We start from the raw sequence: 18,508 nt of genomic DNA, 5'->3' as shown, positions 1-18,508 counted from the left end.
CTTTGTTCATGTTAACACCCTACTTTTGTAGGTATATCATAGCTTATTCAGTCATTTTATACAATCGCAATTACACGTCTTCTTTTATGATATACCCATTTCTTCCTGCTTCTTTTACTTCATACAAAGCAAGATCTGCTTTTTTACATAACGCTTTAAAATCTCTTGTTGTCTTACTTAAAACAACACCTATACTACATGTTAGATGTCCCATATCCTCAATTGGTATTTCAATCATTTTTAGCTCATCTAAAAGCTTCTGTGTTTTCTTATCTATATAATCGTAATCAAAATAACCACTCATATAAATTATAAATTCGTCGCCACCATAGCGCCCTACCAACGTACCCTCATGCTTAAACTCTAATAACTTACTTGTTACTGCTAATAGAATTTCATCACCTTTTTGATGGCCAAGTGTATCATTAATGCGTTTAAAATAATCAATATCAATGAAATAAAGTACTGCTGTTTTATTCTCTGACTTAATCCTATTTATTTTTAAATCTTCACTTATCTTGGCATCCATGTAAACTTTATTGTAGAGCTGTGTAAACGAATCTTTTTCTACTTTTTGCAATAGAATAGTTCGTTCGAACAAAATATCATTTTTCTGATTTTTTGCATTATCCAGTTCTATTTCCATCATTAGGTTTTTTGAACATACTGTCTTTAATATTTCATTCATTCTTTTGCTTGTCTCATAATACTTTGTAAAGTTATTACTTGGCGAAATACCTTTACGCACATATTTAATATCATAGTTGTACAGGCACTCGTAAAAATACAAATCATGCATAGCTAAGCTTGAATTTTCTCTACGTTGTTTCATTTCATCAATTAGTTTCAAACAAATTTCTTGATTTCCTTTATCAATTGAATATTCTAGCACACGTAATAAACTTCTAAAGATATAAATAAAGTCATCATTTCTTTTCACATGTTCTAAATATATTGATATCTTTTCATCTAATCCTTGGATATCTCCTTGGTATTGAACAATATCATTCATCATGCATATAATTTCAACTACCTCTTTGCGTCCTTCATCCATATCAACATTTACACTTTTCCAATAATCTACTTTACTGTATTCCTCACTATAACTATAAAGTTCTATGATATTTAATGCGACTTGAGGTAAAAAACTTTTACTTAGTTTACCATGTATTTTTGACGCTTGTTCAAATGAAGATTCAATAAAATTAATTGCCGTTTCATAATCTTTTAACCAAACAAATAAATTTCCTATGTTATTTAATATTGTTGGTTCAAAATTATATTCAGGATTTTTAGTTGCGATATGATACGCTTTGATATAATAGTTCATACTTTGTAAATAATCTGCTTTTTCTGAATAATCAATCCCTAAGGAATTATATGCACGCATAACAAAAAACTGACTGTTTCCTGCTTGAGCATAAGACAATGTTTTCTCTCCAAATTCAATTGTTTTTGGAATATCAATCTCTGAGTATTTTAAAGCATTATAAAAATTTACGGCTGCTAACCCTACTAGATCATTCTCCTTCGTTGCCAGCTCTTCAAGCTTGTTCAATGCAATTTCCATTTCTTCAACACTTGTGCTGTCATCTTCAAGAAGTAACATTAAATTTTGATATTTTGCTTTATCATGATATTTCATCAATATACCTCATTGTTATCAACCGTTAATCTTCATCTAATACAAAACCATTACGTCCATTTTTCTTACATTCATAAAGTGCATTATCTGCTCGTTTAAACAATTGATTAAAATTTAGATCTTTTTGATTAACCGCAATTCCTATGCTCAATGTTATGTTTGGCATATCATCAATATCTACTTCTATTTTTCTAACTTTATTGCATAACCTTTGAGCAATATCTTTCAATTCATCAATTTCATTAAAATTACGTACAAAGAGTACGAATTCATCACCACCATATCTTCCAACAATTGTGCTTTTATCTAAAACTTCTCTTAGAATATCCGCAACTTTCAATAAGATAATATCACCATAATCATGTCCTAATGTATCATTCACTTTTTTAAAATAATCAATATCCATTACAAATAATGCTTGTTTTCTATCCACGATTATTTTCTTTAATTCCTTTGATATATTAATTTCTGTATAAACCTTATTATATAAATTTGTAAAAGAATCTCGTTCTATTTTCTTTTGAAGTAATCTCTTTTCTTCCAGTGCACTTCGATGTATTTCTTTTTCTTCTTCTAATTGAATTTCTAATAATAAACTTGTTGAATATATATTTTGCATTGTTCGAATTGTATTTTTACTTATCTGATAATAGCGTTGCATCGTCTCATCAATTTCAATGGAGTGCTTATACTTCATTTCATAACATACTAAATTATCATAATAATTTAATTCAAAGGCTGTGAGTTGAGTATGCCCTCGCCATGCTTTTAATTCTTTTTCTAACTTTGTCGTTGTTTCTTCATCTGTTCTTTCAATCGCAACTTCAAATATCATTAACAAACATCGAGAAATATAAATCTCGGAACCAATATCTTTTGAAGTCTCAATAAATTTTTCTATTTTTCTTTTTAACCATTCTTTCGATGCTCTATCTCGATTAATAATTATTTGGTTCATCAGCGCTAAGCAATCGAGAGCTTTTTGTTCTACATCAGTAAAAGAAATAATTCTCATTTGTGTCCAGTGATCAACTTTTTCATAATTATGAGCGCAAGAATATAACTCTACTATATTAATAATTAACTGTGCAACGTCATTCCTTTTCTTGTCTTCTTGTTTTGTGTATTTTTCATAAGCAGATTCTACAAATGTTGCGGCAGTATCATATTCATCAAGATATGCAAACAAATTTCCAATGTTGTTTAATACAACATATTCGTATCCATATTCTGGATGTCTTGTCGCATGATAATAAGATTGTAGATAATAGTGTAGGCTATGAGAATAATCTGTTTTCTTTGAATAATTAACACCTAGCAAATTATTGATTTTCATAATAAAAAAGTCATTGTCACAACGCCCTGCGTAGTCTAATGCCTTTTCTGCATATTCAATTGATTCGTCAATATTATCATCTATTTGTGATTTAAGAATGCCATAATGAAAATTTGCAACAGCAAGTCCAAAAATATCATTATCTTTTGTTGCTTGTTCTTCAAGCAAGGACAATGTTTTTCTTCTTACATCTACTGAATACTGTCCAATATTTTCAAGAATCTGTATGTATTCTTCATATTGAAGACTGTCATGATATTTCACAATTTTCACACTCTCTTTTTAAAATTATATGGCTTTTAAAATTAAAAAGCAATCATCGAAAACCTTTTTGGTATAGTGTGCTATTATCTTTCTAAAAGAGTCTCTAAATCCTGTCTTTTTAATTCCAACATTCTACAACGATTAAGTAATGTTTTTGCATTTGATTCTCCAATACCTAGTTTGGTTGTTAATTTTTTCCGCATATCTTTACTCTCTGGTGCACCTGTTAGCCCTAACTCAAAAAAATCATTCATACTTAAATCGGATTGAATATTTTTATCAAATGTAACCACTTGACCGAGTGCAGTTTCAAGTGTTTCTTTATCTGCATGTTCAATTCCAACTTTTTTGCTTGTACGAGATTTTTCTTTTGGAACAAATGCATTTTTGCACCCATTAATTCGTTGATTAATTGTCATACGTATTTTTTCTCCTGGTGAATCAGGATCTGTAAAAATAATGATGCCTCGTGTTTTATTTGTTTCTTCAATTAGCTTTAACGTCATTTCTGATAAATGTGTCCCTTGGGTTTCAATTGTATCGCAATCAAAATAACTTTTTAATACATTCGTATCATTTTTTCCTTCTACAACAATTACTTCTTTTATTTTCATTTGTCTCACCATTCTTTGCTTTATTTCTTGCCAAAATCCTTCTTTTTAATACTGACTAAATTCGATTAAATTACCATCTGGGTCATAAAGATAAATTGAATTCATTTGACCTTTTACCCCTGTTCTTCCAACAACACCTGCATGTATTGTATATCCCTTTGATTCAAGATTTTGCTTGAATGTTTCAATTACATCATCTATCTCAAAACAAATATCAGCACTTCCTGTTTGTACATGTGTTGCATGTGGCGATAATTCACGATTTAAATAATGAACATTGATTTTGAAGTCACCTGCATATAATTCCACTCGTGATTCATATTCTTGAACACTAAAGCCTAAACCTGTATAAAAATCGATACATTTTTTCATATTAGAAGTTGTAATTACAAAATGATCTATCTTCTTTATCATATTAATCCCCCATGAATTCCTTTCCAAGTTCTTGCATAATATTTAGCGCTTGTAGTAATTTTTCTCCACGGTTTTTTGTTAGAAAGTATTCAACTCGTAAGGGATATCCTTGGTAACTTTCTTTAAATACAAATCCAAACTCCACTAATTCCTTCAAATGTTGTAGAAGCATTTTTTGCGTGATTCCATTTATGTCTTTCTCGAGTTGCGATAAAGATGTTGGTCCTAGTCGTAATCGCCATAAGATAATCGGTTTCCATTTTCCCTTTAACATATCATGTGTTAACTCTAATGGGCATGTATAGTTTTCCCTTACAATCATGTTTTCTACCTATCTTTCTACCTTTATTATATCAAACAATGGTCTTAACTTATCGATTTATTTCTTTGTATTAAGATACTTAAAATATGCGATTAATTCATCATTCCATATTTGATTATAGAAAATAAAAAGCTTGACCTATTAAAGGTCAAACTTCTTATTAGTACTTAGCTAACAGGGAATGATTATCACTACACTGTTTTGCGATTTCAAGCCATTTTTCATCTTGTAGAAATACAATTGCTCTTTTAAGGTAGTAATCTACTTCATTGTTTTTATTTTGATAATACTCTAATTTTGCTAAGCGAAAATTTGTTAAGCCTTTTCGATTTTTATCTTGGTCTTCTTTCTCCATGATAAGCAAATCATCTTTACGTGAGATATCATGATGAATATAAATATCCACGATCAAACTACTTTCTTCTACAAGATTATGTAGCTTCTTTTTATTTTGTGTCAATTTCTTAATATCTTCTAGTGCTTCTAATGCATTGTCTTTATCATTAATTGAACAATAATAAGATATCTTTCTCGTCGCAATATCAATTTTTTGATTTTTTGTGAGATGAAAATGACTGAGGTTTTCAAATGATTCTTCAATTTTGTTATCATCATTTTGAAAAATCCATGCATCTAATTTTAAAATTTCAATTGTTGCTTTAGTATATATTAAGCGTAATCGCTTATTATTCAACAAGGATATATATAAAGCAACGTTGTGATCTAGATAAAGAATCTTTCTTAATTCTAATGTTGTTTTTCTTCTTAGTTTATCTAAATTGAATACAAGTACAATAGAAATAACTACAACAATAATGAACCAATAAATCATTTTACTCACCTCTTAACATTATTTGATTTTATGCATAAACTCCTGTTAAATAACCCACTGCTGTTAATAGGCATGCAAGTACAAGAATTAATCCCATTAGTTTTAATGGTGACCATTTTTTCTTTGCATATAACCAATAAACAAGTAATGTTAATCCTAATGGTAAAATTTTAGGGAAAATGGCATTCAACATATTATCTGCATTGAATAAAACTTGATTTTGTAGAATTTCTCCTGTTGCACCATCCAAGACATCTTTCACGATTTGTATTGGTAAAGATGCACTTACAAACGAAGCTGTTAATGCCCCTACAACAATTAACCCTAATACTGTCATTGCATCTGTTAAAGCATCTAGTTTGCCTGTAGCCATCATTCCTTGCATACCTTCTAAACCTGAACGATATCCTACTCTAAATAGCCACCAGCTTAGTGCACATGTTCCTACTGGATAAGCAATCATATAAACAACTGGACCAAGCCATGCAGTTGATGCATTTGCTTGAGCAATTGATAAACAAATTGTTAATAATACTGGAATAATTGTCGCAACCCAAAGTGAATCTCCAATAGCTGAAGTAGGACCAATAAGCGCTACTTTTACTGATTCAATAAGTTCTGGTGTACATTGTCCATTTGCATTTGCTTCTTCTAATCCACACACAATTCCATTACAAATTGATCCAACTTGTGCTTCAGTATTGAATAATGTAATGTGACGATTTAATGCTTTAGCTTTATCTTCTCTTGTATCATATAATTCTTCAATTACAGGAGCCATTGATTGACCAAAAGCCATTCCTAACATTGATTCAGCTTGTTGTGAACAACCGTTCCAAAAGAACCATGTAAAGAATGATTTTTTCAATGTTTTTGGGCTAATTTTTTTAATTGTTGTCATGTTATACAGACTCCTTTCTACTTACTGCTGTGTAGTAAAGTACAGCTGTAATGATTCCAACAATAGCCACAGCCATTGTAGTTAAATTGAAATAAGTTACTAAGATAAATCCTGCAAGGAAAATAACAAAGTGATATTGTTTCTTTAATAAGAATGAAAGGATAATTCCCATTCCAAGAGAAGCCATCATACCCCCAAATGTTCCTAATAAAGTTGTTAACCATGATGGAATTAAAGTTGCGAAATCAGCTTGTCCTGATGCTGCTGTCATTGATGTAAGCACGATTACTGCTGGAATAAAACGACATGCAAATCCAATCAATTGTCCTAATACAACGTTAGGAATATACATTTTATCTGTTCTTCCTTCATTTGCATATTTTTGTGCAAAACGGTTAAGTGGTAAGTTTGCAGCATATGAGATATTCCATACCAATTGACCAACTAATCCTCCAATTCCCGCAAATACAACGGATAATCCAATAACTTCAGTTACCCCTAATCCTTTGCCGAAAACTAATGCTCCTGCTGTCCCAATGTAGGTAGCATAAGATAAATCCCAAGCAACTGCTCCCCCTGGCGTTACATTCCCCATATACATGATTTGAAGTGGAATTCCTACCATTAATGCAGTTTGTACATCATTCATAATCAATCCAACAATGAATGAAGCGACAAGGGGTCTACCTAAGGTATACCATCCAATTGTATTTCCAACAATGGACCCTATCGAACCTAGATAAATAAATAATGATACTAGAATGATTTGAATCATCGACATATTAATTTGTCCTCCTTATATTGATTTTTTAAAAGTGTCCCAACTTGTACCTGCTGCATTTGGTAATTGTTGAAAACTAACTTTAAATCCTTCTTGATTTAACTCATCGATATCTTTAACATCTTCATCACTAAGAAAAAAGATGCCTGTTGCGCCTGTTACTTGGTGATTTGTATCTGCACGTTTTGCCATGTTCCCTAAAATAATAGATTCACAGCCTTTGATTTCTTCTTTAATTTCCATAAGTTTACTTGGTACTTTCGCAATAACTAAACGATTCTTATCGCTTTGTTTTGCTAATAATTCTTTTGCTTCTTCCACGGTTACAATATGTGTTGTGTACTGTTTAGGTACTCCCATTGTTAGAATTGACTTTAGCATTGGATTTTTTGCGCTATCATTATCAATTGCTATAATCTCTTGTATACCTAATGTTGGACACCACGCCACAATTGTTTGTCCATGAATCAATCGATCGTCTATTCTTACAAAAACTTTTGCCATACATTTTCCTCCTATTGTATTGCCTTTCTAACAAATCCATTGGCTTGTGCAAGTTTGTCATTTGCACTAGTTGCGTCAACATTTAGTAAAATCATGACAATTGCTGTTTTTGAATGATAGTCACATTTTATTAAACTGTCCTCTGCTACTTCATAGCTACATCCTGTTGCTTGCATAACGATTCGCTTAGAACGTTCAACAAGTTTCTTGTTTGTTGCTTTCATATCAACCATTAGATTGCCATATACTTTTCCAATACCAATCATTGATGTTGTTGTAATCATATTTAAAATCAACTTTTGGCACGTTCCTGCTTTTAATCTTGTTGACCCAGTTAACACTTCAGCACCTGCATCAACTTCAATTGCTATCTCTGCATGCTTTGCTAGTTCACTGTTTTTATTACATGCGATTGAACCTGTATGAGCACCTATTTCTTTGGCATAATCAAGTGCGCCAATAGCGTAAGGTGTTCTTCCTGAAGCTGCAATTGCTATTAAAATATCTTTTGAACTTAACGCTAGTTCTTGCAATTCTTTTCTAGCTAATTCAGGTGAATCTTCTGCTCCTTCAACTGCTTTTATGAATGCTCCCTGTCCACCTGCAATAATTCCGATGATTTCATCTGTTGTAGAAAATGTTGGTACACATTCCACTGCATCAAGAATACCTAGTCGACCTGAAGTTCCAGCACCCGCAAAAATGCATCGTCCTCCTTGATTTAATACTTTGATTACTACTTGAACTAAACGTTCAATATCATCTAAGGCTTCATGTACTGCCGTAATCACTTTTGAATCTTCTTCATTCATAATGGTTAACATTTCTTTAATGCTTAATAAATCCAATTCCATTGTCTTGGTATTTCTTGACTCTGTTTGTAAATGATCAATCTTTACCATAATTTATTCTCAATCAAACTAGCATACATGTAACAAACTGTTTTTTCATTTGTATTGGATTCAATTCCACGAACTTTTAAATTTGTTGGATAATACGCTTGATATGGAAAGTCATTAACACCCCCACGGAAAACAGTGTATTCATTTAATGCACTAAACCATTGATTAACTTCCTCATCTGAAAGAGTGAAGTATGCTTGAGGTATAAAGCCTACTAAGTCTTCAAAAGTTTCTCCATAAACTAGACGAATTGGATTACCTTCTTCGCGTAATTTTTTTACCGCACGAACAACCGCATCATGTGTATTAATATGGCGAGGATGCATTGATCCTCTCCAATGTGTGATAACTAAATCCGCTTTTTCATCTCTGAAATATTGTTCCATTCTTGCTTGAAATTCTTCGGTTGTTGGCATTGAGTTTGAAACATATCCTAGCCACATTGAGTCAGCTCCCAAAGCTTTGGCTGCTCGTTCATTTTGATTTAATAATTCATTTAAATATTGTTCGCATTCTTCTTTTGTTGCATTTGGGTCCTCTAATCTCCCTTGTGTTACATGAACACAAGTACAATGAGCTCCTTGTTTTGCATATTTTAATAAAAGTGGACCACCCATTAATTCTGCATCAAGTGAATGTGCTCCAATTGAAATAATTCTCTTACATGTTGTCATTCTATATATCCCTTCTATATTCAATAAATGTTCTAAATACGCTTAGTCCATGACGTTCATAGTAACGTTTTCCTGGTTCATCTGTTGTTACAAAGTACATATGGTAAATCCCTTGGCGACTCATTTCACGCATTTGAAGTTCAAGTAGAATTCCACCAATACCTGCATTACGCTCTTCTTCCGCAATTCCAATAGGACCAAATCGCATAGGATTTCCATCAATCATCCGCATACAAAATCCACATATTTTCTTATTCTTGTTCAATACAATTAAAATTACATCTTCTGCAAGATGGTTTTGCATTGCAATTAAAGCATTGCGTTTCCAACCACCACCAAACTCATTTTTAAGAAAATCTAGTAATTCCAATGAATATGAATAATCAAATTTTGAGAATATATATCCTTTTTCTTCAGCTTCTATTTTCTTTTTTTCTGTTTTTTCTGTAAGCTTGAACCCATGCAAATCTCTTGCCATGGAATAATGTTCCGCACCTGCTTGATAATTCATTGCGTTAAAGAAATGAATTGCTTCATTATAATTTGCTGGATCAATTCCCGCAAAGAAATAATTTGGACTATACGCACCCAATGTAATATTTTTTACACCTAGTTCTTTTAGCTTCGTTTCCGCAAGTTGTAGCAATGTCTTGCCAATTCCTTGTCTTCGATATTCTTTGTCTACAAAGATAACGTTAATCCAACCACGATCAGGTTCTAGTCCTCTTTCTAGATAAGGAAATTTGCGTTTTGTTGCCATTACAAATCCACATACTTTGTCTTGATCCAACGCAACCCAACAAAGTTCTGAATCGAAGTTATCATCAAATAATGCTTGTTTTCTGAATTTATCGACAGTTATCTCATCAAATGTACAACAGCGATTCCAACATTCCACAACCTCTTTTTCAACGCTTTGTGTATAATTAGTAAATTTCATATCGCCCTCCAAAGTTAACATGTTAACATATTAAGTATTTACATTATAACGAAGCTTAATTAGAATTTCAATACTTTTTTAAGCGCTTTCATAATTTATACAAAATAAAAGAGCTTTACGCCCTTTATGCTTTAATGTTTACTGTTACACTATACCAATCTTTATTAAAATAAGTTTCTGCATATTCAATGATTTCATCCATTGAATCATACGTCATCCTCTTTACAAAGAAAGATGGACAGCCTTTCTTTAGACTTAATTGGTTAAGAACATTGATATCAGTAATTTCTTTTACTGAATAATTTTCATTTACCCAAGTAGGAATTAGATTATACTTCGCAAACGTTTTATAGAGGGAACGGGTTGTTTTTATTGTTTGTGCTTGTTCAAGACTTAGTTTTTTAGTACTTATATAAGATGTATGATAAGCAATTGCTTCATTATTAGCCAAGCGAACACGTTTGACACAAACAAGAGTTGAATCAGAATCTACATGCAATATCTCTGCAATATCTTTATTTGTAACTTCTTCTACTGAATCAATGATCATATCAATCTTATATCCCTGTTGTAATAACTCTTCTGAGAAACTAATTGAAGTTAATCCACGAATCATTTGTTTCTTCGTGACAAATGTTCCAAGTCCTTGTACCCCATAGAGATATCCCTCATTAATTAAGTCATTGAATGCTTTTCGAACTGTAATTGCCGATACTCCATACTTTTTCTTCAATACTGACTCACTGTCTACTTTATCGCCTGGTTTTAGTTCCCCCCGCTTAATTGACTCAATGATGTCATTTTCAATAATTATGTATTTCGAGACTTTTTGTTCCATAGTAATTACCTCTTTTTATCATGTTAACATATTAATATAAACTTGAAAAGAATACCTGGATTACAATGAAATGGTCTATTACTAAATAAATAAGTAATAGACCATTTGCGAGTATAAAATAAATTATTCAATTCTACTTTAGAAATAATTGATTGTAGTTTTCATGAATAGCTTGTTGGAGTTCCTCTTGATTCATATCTCTTAATTCACAAATATATTCACCTACATGTTTGACATAAGCAGGTTCATTCTTTTCTCCACGATGTGGTTCTGGTGTAAGATATGGACTATCAGTTTCAATAAGTAATTTATCAAGTGGCACATCTTTCGCAACTGCTTTAGGCTCTTTTGCATTTTTAAATGTTACTGGTCCAGCTAAAGAAATTGTATAGCCAAGTTTTATTATTTCTCTAGCATATTCAACACTATACGAATAACAATGCATTACACCATAATGATTCATTTCTTTTAATAAATCATAAGTATCTTTTGCTGCATCTCTTGAATGCACTAGAACTGGTTTGTTTACTTTCTTTGCAATTTCAATTTGCCGCTTAAATACTTCTTTTTGTGCTTCTTTTTTAATTGGATCTTTTTCCCAATAATAATCTAATCCCATTTCACCAATCGCAACGATACGTGGATCTTTCGCTACTTCTTCAAGTTTTTTAAAATTCTCTTCGGTATGAAGATGTGTATCTGTTGGAAACAATCCCATCGCAATATCAATTCTTGCATCTTTTTCTTGAAGCATAAATGCTTTTCCCAATTCCTCAAAGGTTAAACAAATTGTAAGTATACGATCTACATGATTAATATCACAGTTCGTCAATACTTCATCAATCCTATCAAAAAGCGTATCATCACTTAGATGCGCATGACTATCTAACCAACCATATTTTCCCATACACTTGTCCTCGCTGCTTTATCATGAAGTGAAGTACCATAGTCATTTGTCATCAATAACACAGAAATTACTGCAGGAACTGCATAAAGTGAAAAAAGTGAAATTGACTTTATTATTGAACGAATCAACAAACGTTTTGGTGGTATTCTTCTTCTCCCTTTTAAAGTTTCTATATGAACCTTTTTTACATTTTTGCCAATTGTTGTATGAAATTTATAGTTGTATACAAAATCATATACACAATAGACAATCATAAACAAAAGTGATACTTGAATCGAAATACTGATTTGATCTACAAAGTTTTTTATCGCTGGATTAAGTTTACATAGAAGCACAATCCCATAGAGTATTCCTGTTGGAACTATCACAACAACGATATCAATGAATGTTGCTGATATCCTCTTCACTAATAAATTATCCATTATTTACCCAAGCAGAAATTACTAAACAGTGCATCTAGTAAATCTTCTCTGCTAACTTCCCCTAAAATTTCTTTTAATGATGTATAAGCTTCTTGTAGATCAATAGTAACTAAGTCTAGCTCAACATTTTGTTCAAGTTCTTCAATCGCTTGACGCATTGCATTTTTAGCTGCAATCGCTAATCCAATTTGTCTTTCATTATTCAATGTAGTTTGACTACTATCATGGATTTGAGTTTCATAACGATGATTGATTTCATCAATTAATTCATGAATATCATTACTTGTGGCACTAATTTGTACACCTTCATTTAACTTCTGTACATCTGATTTATTATAAACAATAATTCTATTCTTTCCTTCTGTTAACGCAAGTAGTTTTTTATCTTCATCATCAATATCACGTGATTGATCCAAAACAACCAAAATCAATTCCGCTTGTTCTAAAGCCTTTAATGAACGTTCGATACCAATTTTTTCCACAACATCTTTCGTATCACGAATACCTGCTGTATCTATTAAATTCAAAGTAACGTTTTTACATTGAACTACACCTTCAACCAAATCACGTGTTGTTCCTGCAATATCTGTAACAATCGCTTTATCTTCTTCCAACAAAGCATTGAGTAAACTACTCTTTCCAACATTCGGTTTTCCTAAAATAACTGTGTTAATTCCTTTTTTAAGTTGGTATGAATTTTGAGCTTGTCGAATAATTTGTTCAATACGTGTCAACCATAACTTTGCTTGTGGCAAAACTACCTCTTGTGATAATTGCTCAACATCTTCATACTCAGGATAATCAATATTTACTTCAATGTGAGCGATAATCGCAAGTAAATCTTCACATAATGGTTGAATTAATCTTGTTACTGATCCTTTTACAGATGAGATTGCTTTTGAAGCATTTTGACCATTATTAGCCTCAATCAAGTCCAAGACACCTTCCGCTTGTGTTAAATCTATACGACCATTTAAAAAAGCTCGCTGCGTAAATTCTCCTGGACTAGCAATTTTTGCTCCTGCTGCAACACACAGACTCAATACTTTACGTGTAACATAAATTCCACCATGACAATTTATCTCGACAACATCTTCTCTTGTATATGTTTTAGGCGCTCTAAAAACACTAACCAAAACTTCATCCACAAGTTCATCATCTTCATGAATCATTCCATAATGAATAGTATGGCTAGGCACATTTGTCAAATTACGACTAAATATCTTATTTGTAATTTCTATCGCATCATCTCCACTTAAGCGAATAATTGAGATGGCACCTTCTTGTAATGAAGTCGAAATAGCTACAATTGTGTCATTCATAGAGTACCTCTTTTCTATCCTATAGTTTAACACATAAAGACTTTTTCATAAATTACTTAGTAATAGTTCTTGCACTATATGGGTTTACCCCTTACACTTAGGATTATGAAAACTGAATTTAAAAAATATAACTTAGATACGCAATTACTACAAGCCATAGAAGACTGTGGCTATTTTACTTGCACACCCATTCAAGAAAAAACTTTGCCTATTCTTTTAGAAGGCAATGACACTCTTATCCAATCAAAAACTGGTTCTGGTAAAACTGCTGCCTTTTGTATCCCATTAATTGAAGCAATTAACTTCGATGATAATACGAAAGCACTTATTTTAGTACCTACACGAGAATTGGCTCATCAAATTGAACATGAATTTAATCGTTTAGCTTTATACAAAAAGTTACACTGTGTATGTCTTGTTGGTAGAGAAGATTTCAACAAACAAGCTTTACAGCTTAAACAAAAAGCTCATGTAATCGTTGGAACTCCTGGTCGTATTTTTGACCACATGGAATCAAACAACATAAAACTTGATGATATTCAAACACTTATTCTAGATGAAGCAAGTGAGATGAGTACATTAGGATTAATTGATCAGGTTAAAGAAATTGTTCGCCAAATACCACGTCACAAAACATGGTTGTTCTCGGCAACCCTAGGTGAGCTAGCACAATACAAGTTTCTTCGATTGAATAATCCAACCCAAATTGAATTTGATTCTTCAAATGAAATCTCTTCACAAATTGAAACCTATCATATTGATACTAATCAAAAATTCGAAACTGTAATTTCATTACTCAATTCAATTGAAATTGATTCTTGCTGTATCTTTATCAATACTCGCGAAGACACTGAAAATGTTGCTAGACAACTCAAGGATATGAACTATCTTGTAACTATGCTCCATGGTGGACTTGAACAAAAACAAAGAAATAGAGCTATCGAATCATTCAAACAAGGTAAATCACGAATTCTTGTTTGTACAGATATTGCAGCACGTGGTATTGATGTAGATAAAATATCTCTTGTAATTCACTATGATTGTCCATTAACCTTAGACAGTTACATTCATCGTTCTGGTAGAACTGGTCGTAAAGAGGAAATTGGTTTATCAATCACATTATTAAGTGATAATGATACTTCTTCTTTATTTGAAACTATTGAAAGTGAAACAGAATCTTATAAGATCAAAAAAATTTGCGTTGATAATCAATTCAATCGACCTCGCATGAAAAGTGACAAAGACGAAAAGTTTAAAGAAAAGAATTATACTCTTTTCATTCGTGCTGGTAAAAAAGACAAAATTAGAAACCTTGATATCGTTGGTTCATTATGTTCACAACCTAATCTTAGCGGTGATAATATTGGGATTATTGATGTTCAAGAAAACTATACTACCGTTACACTGCTTAACATTGATCCAACCATACTAAAAGATTTAACTTCCGTTAAAATAAAAGGAAAAACTAGAAAGGTAGAACTCAAATCTAAATGAGTTCTACCTTTTTCTATATTCTCTCTAATTGTGAAATAACCAATTACTTACTTTTTAATTTCTTCGTGTTACTTTCGCTCTTTCAATACGATAATGTTTAATCTCTTCAATTTCAACATTTATGTGATACTCTTCTAATTCAAACTTAGCACCAACTTTTGGAAGTTCTTCAAATGTTCCAAAAATGAACCCTCCAAATGTATCGTAAATATCAACTGGTAAATCTATTTCAAGTGCTTCTTCTACATCTTCAAGACTTGCATTTCCCTTAATATCCCATGTTGACTCATCTATTTTTACGATATCTTCATCATCTTTCATAAAACTATCATTTTCAAGATCCCCTACTAATTCTTCAAGTAAATCATTCATGGTTACTATCCCAAACATCCCACCATATTCATCAATAACAACTGTAAAATGATTATGTGTTGTTCGCATTTTTTTGAATAAAATATCAGCAGTGGTAGATTCAAGGGCAAATTGAGCAGGCTTGATTAATGTATTTACAATATTTTCTTTTGTCTTGTTTGTTGTTCTAAAATAATCTTTTACATTAAGAATTCCTATGATTTTATCTGGTGTTCCATCACAAACAGGATAACTTGTATATCTACTTTGAATCATTTCTTTTTCCCATTCTTCAAGACTTCCTTTTAAATCTAAATAACGTACATCAATACGATGTGTTGCAAGCTCAGCTATTTCTGTATCATTAAATTCAAATACATTTTGAATCATTTCTTTTTCTTCGCTATCAATAACACCCTTTTTATTTCCAATATCAACCATCATTCTTATTTCTTCTTCACTTACCTCTTCATCTTCTTGATTTGGATCAATACCAAGAAGACGTAAAATACCATTGGTTGATGCTGTAAGAGCCCAAACAATCGGAGCAAAGATACTTGAGATTGTAGTGATAAGTGCTGACATTCCTAGTGCTAACTGCTCTGCTTTTTTCATCGCTAATCGCTTTGGTACAAGCTCACCAAATACAAGTGTAAAATATGACAAAATTAATGTGATTATCACAACCGAAATTGTTTTTAGTGTTTCCAAAGGTAATCCAACACCCACACCTGTTAACCATGTGACTAACATTTCTGAGAAGTTGTCTGCCGCAAATGCACTTCCTAAAAACCCAGAAAGAGTTATCGCAACTTGAATTGTTGCTAAAAACTTTGCTGGTTGGCTTGTAAGTTTTTTCAAACGAAGAGCTTTTTTATTTCCATCATCTGCAAGTTGTTCAAGACGTGCATCATTCATGGAAATAACAGCAATTTCTGCACATGCAAAAACTGCATTCAGAAGTATCAGGAATGCTTGAAGCAATAATTGAAAGGTTAATTGATTACTCATATACTATATTTCTCCTTATTTAACATCAAATGCAAAAAAGAACATACAAAGACACTATGCTTTATAGTTCTGTATGTTCTTTAACTTTTCATATTCAAATCATCAGGGTCGACGTCCATTGTAATCTCCTCAATGAGATATTTATAAACTACTTTTCACAAGAAGTCAAATAATCTAATTACTTTCTCTAATCAATTAATTGCAGATGACGACAAGCATTATAAATTCCATCACTATCGGCATCATCAGTAATATAAGATGCTAATTTCTTGAGTTCTTCTTCAGCATTACCCATGGCAACACTAAATGCTGCTTTCTCAAACATCTTGATATCATTCATTCCATCACCAAACACAATGATATCTTCTTCTTGACCACCTAGAAATTCAACCATCTTCTTAATTCCCTTATATTTATCATCAGGCTCTACTAAACCAAATAATGAGCCATGATAAACCATTAAACCTATTTCCTTAATCTCATTAATCGATTGAATAACTTCAGGTTTGTTTTCTATAAAAACACGACGTGCCGAAGTTTCATTACGAAAATCATATGTTTCATCATATTCAATTCTTGTAATAAATGGAACTTTAGTCATATGTTCCACAAAACTTTTATCTTTTGTTAATACAACTGGACTATCTTCATTTGAGATTGCCCAAGAAAGTCCAACCTCTTCACACTTTTCAATAATTGTAATTACCTTTTCTTGATCAAGTGGTTCATAACTATGGAGTTCACCATTAATGATTAATCCATTCCCACCCTCACAAACAAGATTGTTGATATTTACACGTGGAGCTACTTCTTTCGCAAGAAATACAGATCGTCCTGTTGCAAGTGAAACGAAATGTCCTTTTGCTTTTAATTGGTCAATGGCTTGTAATGTAGATTCACTTATGAAATCTCTTTTTGTATGTGATGTTAATGTTCCATCAATATCAAAAAATATATATTTCTTCTTTGTCTGCATTAAATTCTACCCCCGCGCTATCCCTAAGTCTATCGCATACTTTCATTACTTTTTTAGTATGTTCTAGAATACTATAACACATTTCGAGGTCATTCAAATTGACTAATTCATTAATATACACTATTTCATTTTTTAATCTTTCTTGCTTCAAAGTGTATAAAATTTCTTCTTTGTGTATAGATGAAAATATTGTTTCACCAAAATTTATTCCACCTATAATATTTACATATCCATTGTTTCCTTGAACTTCAAAATAATTAGGACTTGTTGAATCTTTTGCTGCAGTACACACCGCTTGTTTATCCTCATATGATAAAATCGCAATACCTGAAGTATCAATTCCATTGTCGATTTTATTTGCATGATAAAAACATTCTTTTGGTTCACCAAATAAATCTACTAGTGCATGAATATTATAGATATTAAGATCCATCAAAGCTCCACCTGATTGTTTAATATCAAAAGAATTGGGTATCTTATTCACAAGTACTTCATCATATTTTCGTGACCGCTGACTATAGTTTGCATTTATAATTTTTATGTCTTGTAGTTCAGAGACATATTTTTTAAATTGTTTATATTCTTTACTGTATAAAATAGGCATCGCTTCGAATAAATATTTTTTCTTTGATTTCGCAAGTTCAATCAATTTACATGCTTCTGTATAGTTTGATGTAAATGGTTTTTCCACAATAACATTCAAATTATGAAGCAATGCTTTTTTCGCATATGAATAATGATAGTGATTCGGGCATGCAATATAGACAGTGTCAATTTTACCATCCTTACACATTTGGTCGAAGTCATTATAAAAATCTTCTACATTGAACCGTTCTGCTAATTCTTTAGCCTTTGATAATTCTCTAGAACAACATGCAATCACCATACAGTTTGCTACTTGTTGAGTAGTCTCTATAAATTGTTGTGTGATTTGGCTTGTACCTAATGTTCCAATTTTCATACTTTCACTGTCATTCTGTCCGCAACAATTAAACCATTGGCGGCAGCTTGAGAAAGAGAACGAGTAAATCCAGCTCCATCTCCTAATGCATAAAAAT

At 31.8% G+C, this 18,508-nt stretch carries 20 protein-coding genes; 1 reads left to right on the top strand and 19 read right to left on the bottom strand.

Annotated features, from left to right (window positions below; all coding sequences use genetic code 11):
* Nucleotides 1–70: 70 nt before the first annotated feature.
* The 16 genes from RSB60_RS00495 to mnmE all read right to left on the bottom strand — a co-directional run bounded on the left by RSB60_RS00495 (nt 71) and on the right by mnmE (nt 13,618).
* Complete coding sequence (locus RSB60_RS00495; protein ID WP_332613842.1) at nt 71–1,645, bottom strand: GGDEF domain-containing protein; 1,575 nt, start codon at nt 1,643–1,645, stop codon at nt 71–73.
* A gap of 25 nt (nt 1,646–1,670) precedes the next feature.
* Nucleotides 1,671–3,254: a GGDEF domain-containing protein gene (locus RSB60_RS00490; protein WP_332613839.1), complete on the bottom strand. Its 1,584-nt coding sequence runs from the start codon at nt 3,252–3,254 to the stop codon at nt 1,671–1,673.
* A gap of 74 nt (nt 3,255–3,328) precedes the next feature.
* Nucleotides 3,329–3,859 carry a ribonuclease M5 gene (gene rnmV / locus RSB60_RS00485; RefSeq protein WP_323380945.1) on the bottom strand — a complete coding sequence of 177 codons (531 nt, stop codon included), beginning with the start codon at nt 3,857–3,859 and terminating at the stop codon, nt 3,329–3,331.
* 45 nt (nt 3,860–3,904) lie between these two features.
* On the bottom strand, nt 3,905–4,273 hold the full coding sequence (locus RSB60_RS00480; protein ID WP_323380944.1) for a VOC family protein: 369 nt from the start codon (nt 4,271–4,273) through the stop codon (nt 3,905–3,907).
* A gap of 1 nt (nt 4,274) precedes the next feature.
* On the bottom strand, nt 4,275–4,595 hold the full coding sequence (locus RSB60_RS00475) for a winged helix-turn-helix transcriptional regulator (RefSeq protein ID WP_332613836.1): 321 nt from the start codon (nt 4,593–4,595) through the stop codon (nt 4,275–4,277).
* Between the two features lie 160 nt (nt 4,596–4,755).
* A complete protein-coding gene (locus RSB60_RS00470; protein ID WP_332613834.1) occupies nt 4,756–5,427 on the bottom strand; it encodes a hypothetical protein in 672 nt (223 codons plus the stop codon).
* A 28-nt stretch (nt 5,428–5,455) separates the two neighbouring features.
* Nucleotides 5,456–6,328: a PTS system mannose/fructose/sorbose family transporter subunit IID gene (locus RSB60_RS00465; protein ID WP_332613832.1), complete on the bottom strand. Its 873-nt coding sequence runs from the start codon at nt 6,326–6,328 to the stop codon at nt 5,456–5,458.
* A gap of 1 nt (nt 6,329) precedes the next feature.
* A complete protein-coding gene (locus RSB60_RS00460; protein ID WP_323380940.1) occupies nt 6,330–7,109 on the bottom strand; it encodes a PTS mannose/fructose/sorbose/N-acetylgalactosamine transporter subunit IIC in 780 nt (259 codons plus the stop codon).
* Nucleotides 7,110–7,124: 15 nt separating this feature from the next.
* Entirely contained in the window at nt 7,125–7,613 is a 489-nt protein-coding gene (locus tag RSB60_RS00455) for a PTS system mannose/fructose/N-acetylgalactosamine-transporter subunit IIB (protein WP_323380939.1), read from the bottom strand.
* An 11-nt stretch (nt 7,614–7,624) separates the two neighbouring features.
* Nucleotides 7,625–8,515 (bottom strand): N-acetylmuramic acid 6-phosphate etherase, encoded by an 891-nt coding sequence (gene murQ, locus RSB60_RS00450; RefSeq protein WP_323380938.1) that lies wholly within the window; start codon nt 8,513–8,515, stop codon nt 7,625–7,627.
* A complete protein-coding gene (locus RSB60_RS00445) occupies nt 8,509–9,189 on the bottom strand; it encodes a PIG-L deacetylase family protein (protein ID WP_332490811.1) in 681 nt (226 codons plus the stop codon). Before RSB60_RS00445 ends, murQ begins: the two co-directional genes overlap by 7 nt.
* Nucleotide 9,190: 1 nt before the next feature.
* A complete protein-coding gene (locus tag RSB60_RS00440) occupies nt 9,191–10,129 on the bottom strand; it encodes a GNAT family N-acetyltransferase (protein ID WP_332613829.1) in 939 nt (312 codons plus the stop codon).
* Nucleotides 10,130–10,253: 124 nt separating this feature from the next.
* Complete coding sequence (locus RSB60_RS00435; protein WP_323380935.1) at nt 10,254–10,967, bottom strand: GntR family transcriptional regulator; 714 nt, start codon at nt 10,965–10,967, stop codon at nt 10,254–10,256.
* 133 nt (nt 10,968–11,100) lie between these two features.
* Nucleotides 11,101–11,874 carry a TatD family hydrolase gene (locus RSB60_RS00430; RefSeq protein ID WP_332613826.1) on the bottom strand — a complete coding sequence of 258 codons (774 nt, stop codon included), beginning with the start codon at nt 11,872–11,874 and terminating at the stop codon, nt 11,101–11,103.
* Entirely contained in the window at nt 11,853–12,296 is a 444-nt protein-coding gene (locus RSB60_RS00425; protein ID WP_323380933.1) for an RDD family protein, read from the bottom strand. Before RSB60_RS00425 ends, RSB60_RS00430 begins: the two co-directional genes overlap by 22 nt.
* Nucleotides 12,296–13,618 (bottom strand): tRNA uridine-5-carboxymethylaminomethyl(34) synthesis GTPase MnmE, encoded by a 1,323-nt coding sequence (mnmE, locus tag RSB60_RS00420; protein ID WP_332613824.1) that lies wholly within the window; start codon nt 13,616–13,618, stop codon nt 12,296–12,298. Before mnmE ends, RSB60_RS00425 begins: the two co-directional genes overlap by 1 nt.
* A 105-nt stretch (nt 13,619–13,723) precedes the next feature.
* On the opposite strand from mnmE, the gene RSB60_RS00415 reads away from it, so the two are divergent.
* Nucleotides 13,724–15,112, top strand: a complete 1,389-nt coding sequence (locus RSB60_RS00415) for a DEAD/DEAH box helicase (RefSeq protein ID WP_332613822.1) — start codon at nt 13,724–13,726, stop codon at nt 15,110–15,112.
* A 54-nt stretch (nt 15,113–15,166) separates the two neighbouring features.
* Here the strand turns inward: RSB60_RS00415 and RSB60_RS00410 are convergent, their stop codons facing one another.
* From RSB60_RS00410 to RSB60_RS00400, 3 genes are all read right to left on the bottom strand, one after another.
* Nucleotides 15,167–16,474 carry a hemolysin family protein gene (locus RSB60_RS00410; protein WP_323380930.1) on the bottom strand — a complete coding sequence of 436 codons (1,308 nt, stop codon included), beginning with the start codon at nt 16,472–16,474 and terminating at the stop codon, nt 15,167–15,169.
* A gap of 187 nt (nt 16,475–16,661) precedes the next feature.
* Nucleotides 16,662–17,450 carry an HAD family hydrolase gene (locus tag RSB60_RS00405; RefSeq protein ID WP_332476025.1) on the bottom strand — a complete coding sequence of 263 codons (789 nt, stop codon included), beginning with the start codon at nt 17,448–17,450 and terminating at the stop codon, nt 16,662–16,664.
* The gene (locus RSB60_RS00400) at nt 17,419–18,411 is read right to left on the bottom strand and encodes a Gfo/Idh/MocA family protein (RefSeq protein ID WP_332613819.1); all 993 of its coding nucleotides are present in this window, start codon (nt 18,409–18,411) and stop codon (nt 17,419–17,421) included. Before RSB60_RS00400 ends, RSB60_RS00405 begins: the two co-directional genes overlap by 32 nt.
* Between the last annotated feature and the right edge of the window lie 97 nt (nt 18,412–18,508).

The sequence above is a fragment of the Anaerorhabdus sp. genome, assembly GCF_036657415.1.
Classification (GTDB): domain Bacteria; phylum Bacillota_I; class Bacilli_A; order Erysipelotrichales; family Erysipelotrichaceae; genus Anaerorhabdus.
Note: the sequence above shows the minus strand (reverse complement) of the source record. Positions and strands in the feature narration are given on the sequence as shown.

Coding starts and splice junctions, on each gene's coding strand:
- RSB60_RS00495 (WP_332613842.1), bottom strand. CDS start 1,645: ATGAAATATCATGATAAAGCAAAATATCAAAATTTAATGTTACTTCTT.
- rnmV (WP_323380945.1), bottom strand. CDS start 3,859: ATGAAAATAAAAGAAGTAATTGTTGTAGAAGGAAAAAATGATACGAAT.
- RSB60_RS00480 (WP_323380944.1), bottom strand. CDS start 4,273: ATGATAAAGAAGATAGATCATTTTGTAATTACAACTTCTAATATGAAA.
- RSB60_RS00475 (WP_332613836.1), bottom strand. CDS start 4,595: ATGATTGTAAGGGAAAACTATACATGCCCATTAGAGTTAACACATGAT.
- RSB60_RS00470 (WP_332613834.1), bottom strand. CDS start 5,427: ATGATTTATTGGTTCATTATTGTTGTAGTTATTTCTATTGTACTTGTA.
- RSB60_RS00465 (WP_332613832.1), bottom strand. CDS start 6,328: ATGACAACAATTAAAAAAATTAGCCCAAAAACATTGAAAAAATCATTC.
- RSB60_RS00460 (WP_323380940.1), bottom strand. CDS start 7,109: ATGTCGATGATTCAAATCATTCTAGTATCATTATTTATTTATCTAGGT.
- RSB60_RS00455 (WP_323380939.1), bottom strand. CDS start 7,613: ATGGCAAAAGTTTTTGTAAGAATAGACGATCGATTGATTCATGGACAA.
- murQ (WP_323380938.1), bottom strand. CDS start 8,515: ATGGTAAAGATTGATCATTTACAAACAGAGTCAAGAAATACCAAGACA.
- RSB60_RS00445 (WP_332490811.1), bottom strand. CDS start 9,189: ATGACAACATGTAAGAGAATTATTTCAATTGGAGCACATTCACTTGAT.
- RSB60_RS00440 (WP_332613829.1), bottom strand. CDS start 10,129: ATGAAATTTACTAATTATACACAAAGCGTTGAAAAAGAGGTTGTGGAA.
- RSB60_RS00435 (WP_323380935.1), bottom strand. CDS start 10,967: ATGGAACAAAAAGTCTCGAAATACATAATTATTGAAAATGACATCATT.
- RSB60_RS00430 (WP_332613826.1), bottom strand. CDS start 11,874: ATGGGAAAATATGGTTGGTTAGATAGTCATGCGCATCTAAGTGATGAT.
- RSB60_RS00425 (WP_323380933.1), bottom strand. CDS start 12,296: ATGGATAATTTATTAGTGAAGAGGATATCAGCAACATTCATTGATATC.
- mnmE (WP_332613824.1), bottom strand. CDS start 13,618: ATGAATGACACAATTGTAGCTATTTCGACTTCATTACAAGAAGGTGCC.
- RSB60_RS00415 (WP_332613822.1), top strand. CDS start 13,724: ATGAAAACTGAATTTAAAAAATATAACTTAGATACGCAATTACTACAA.
- RSB60_RS00410 (WP_323380930.1), bottom strand. CDS start 16,474: ATGAGTAATCAATTAACCTTTCAATTATTGCTTCAAGCATTCCTGATA.
- RSB60_RS00405 (WP_332476025.1), bottom strand. CDS start 17,450: ATGCAGACAAAGAAGAAATATATATTTTTTGATATTGATGGAACATTA.
- RSB60_RS00400 (WP_332613819.1), bottom strand. CDS start 18,411: ATGAAAATTGGAACATTAGGTACAAGCCAAATCACACAACAATTTATA.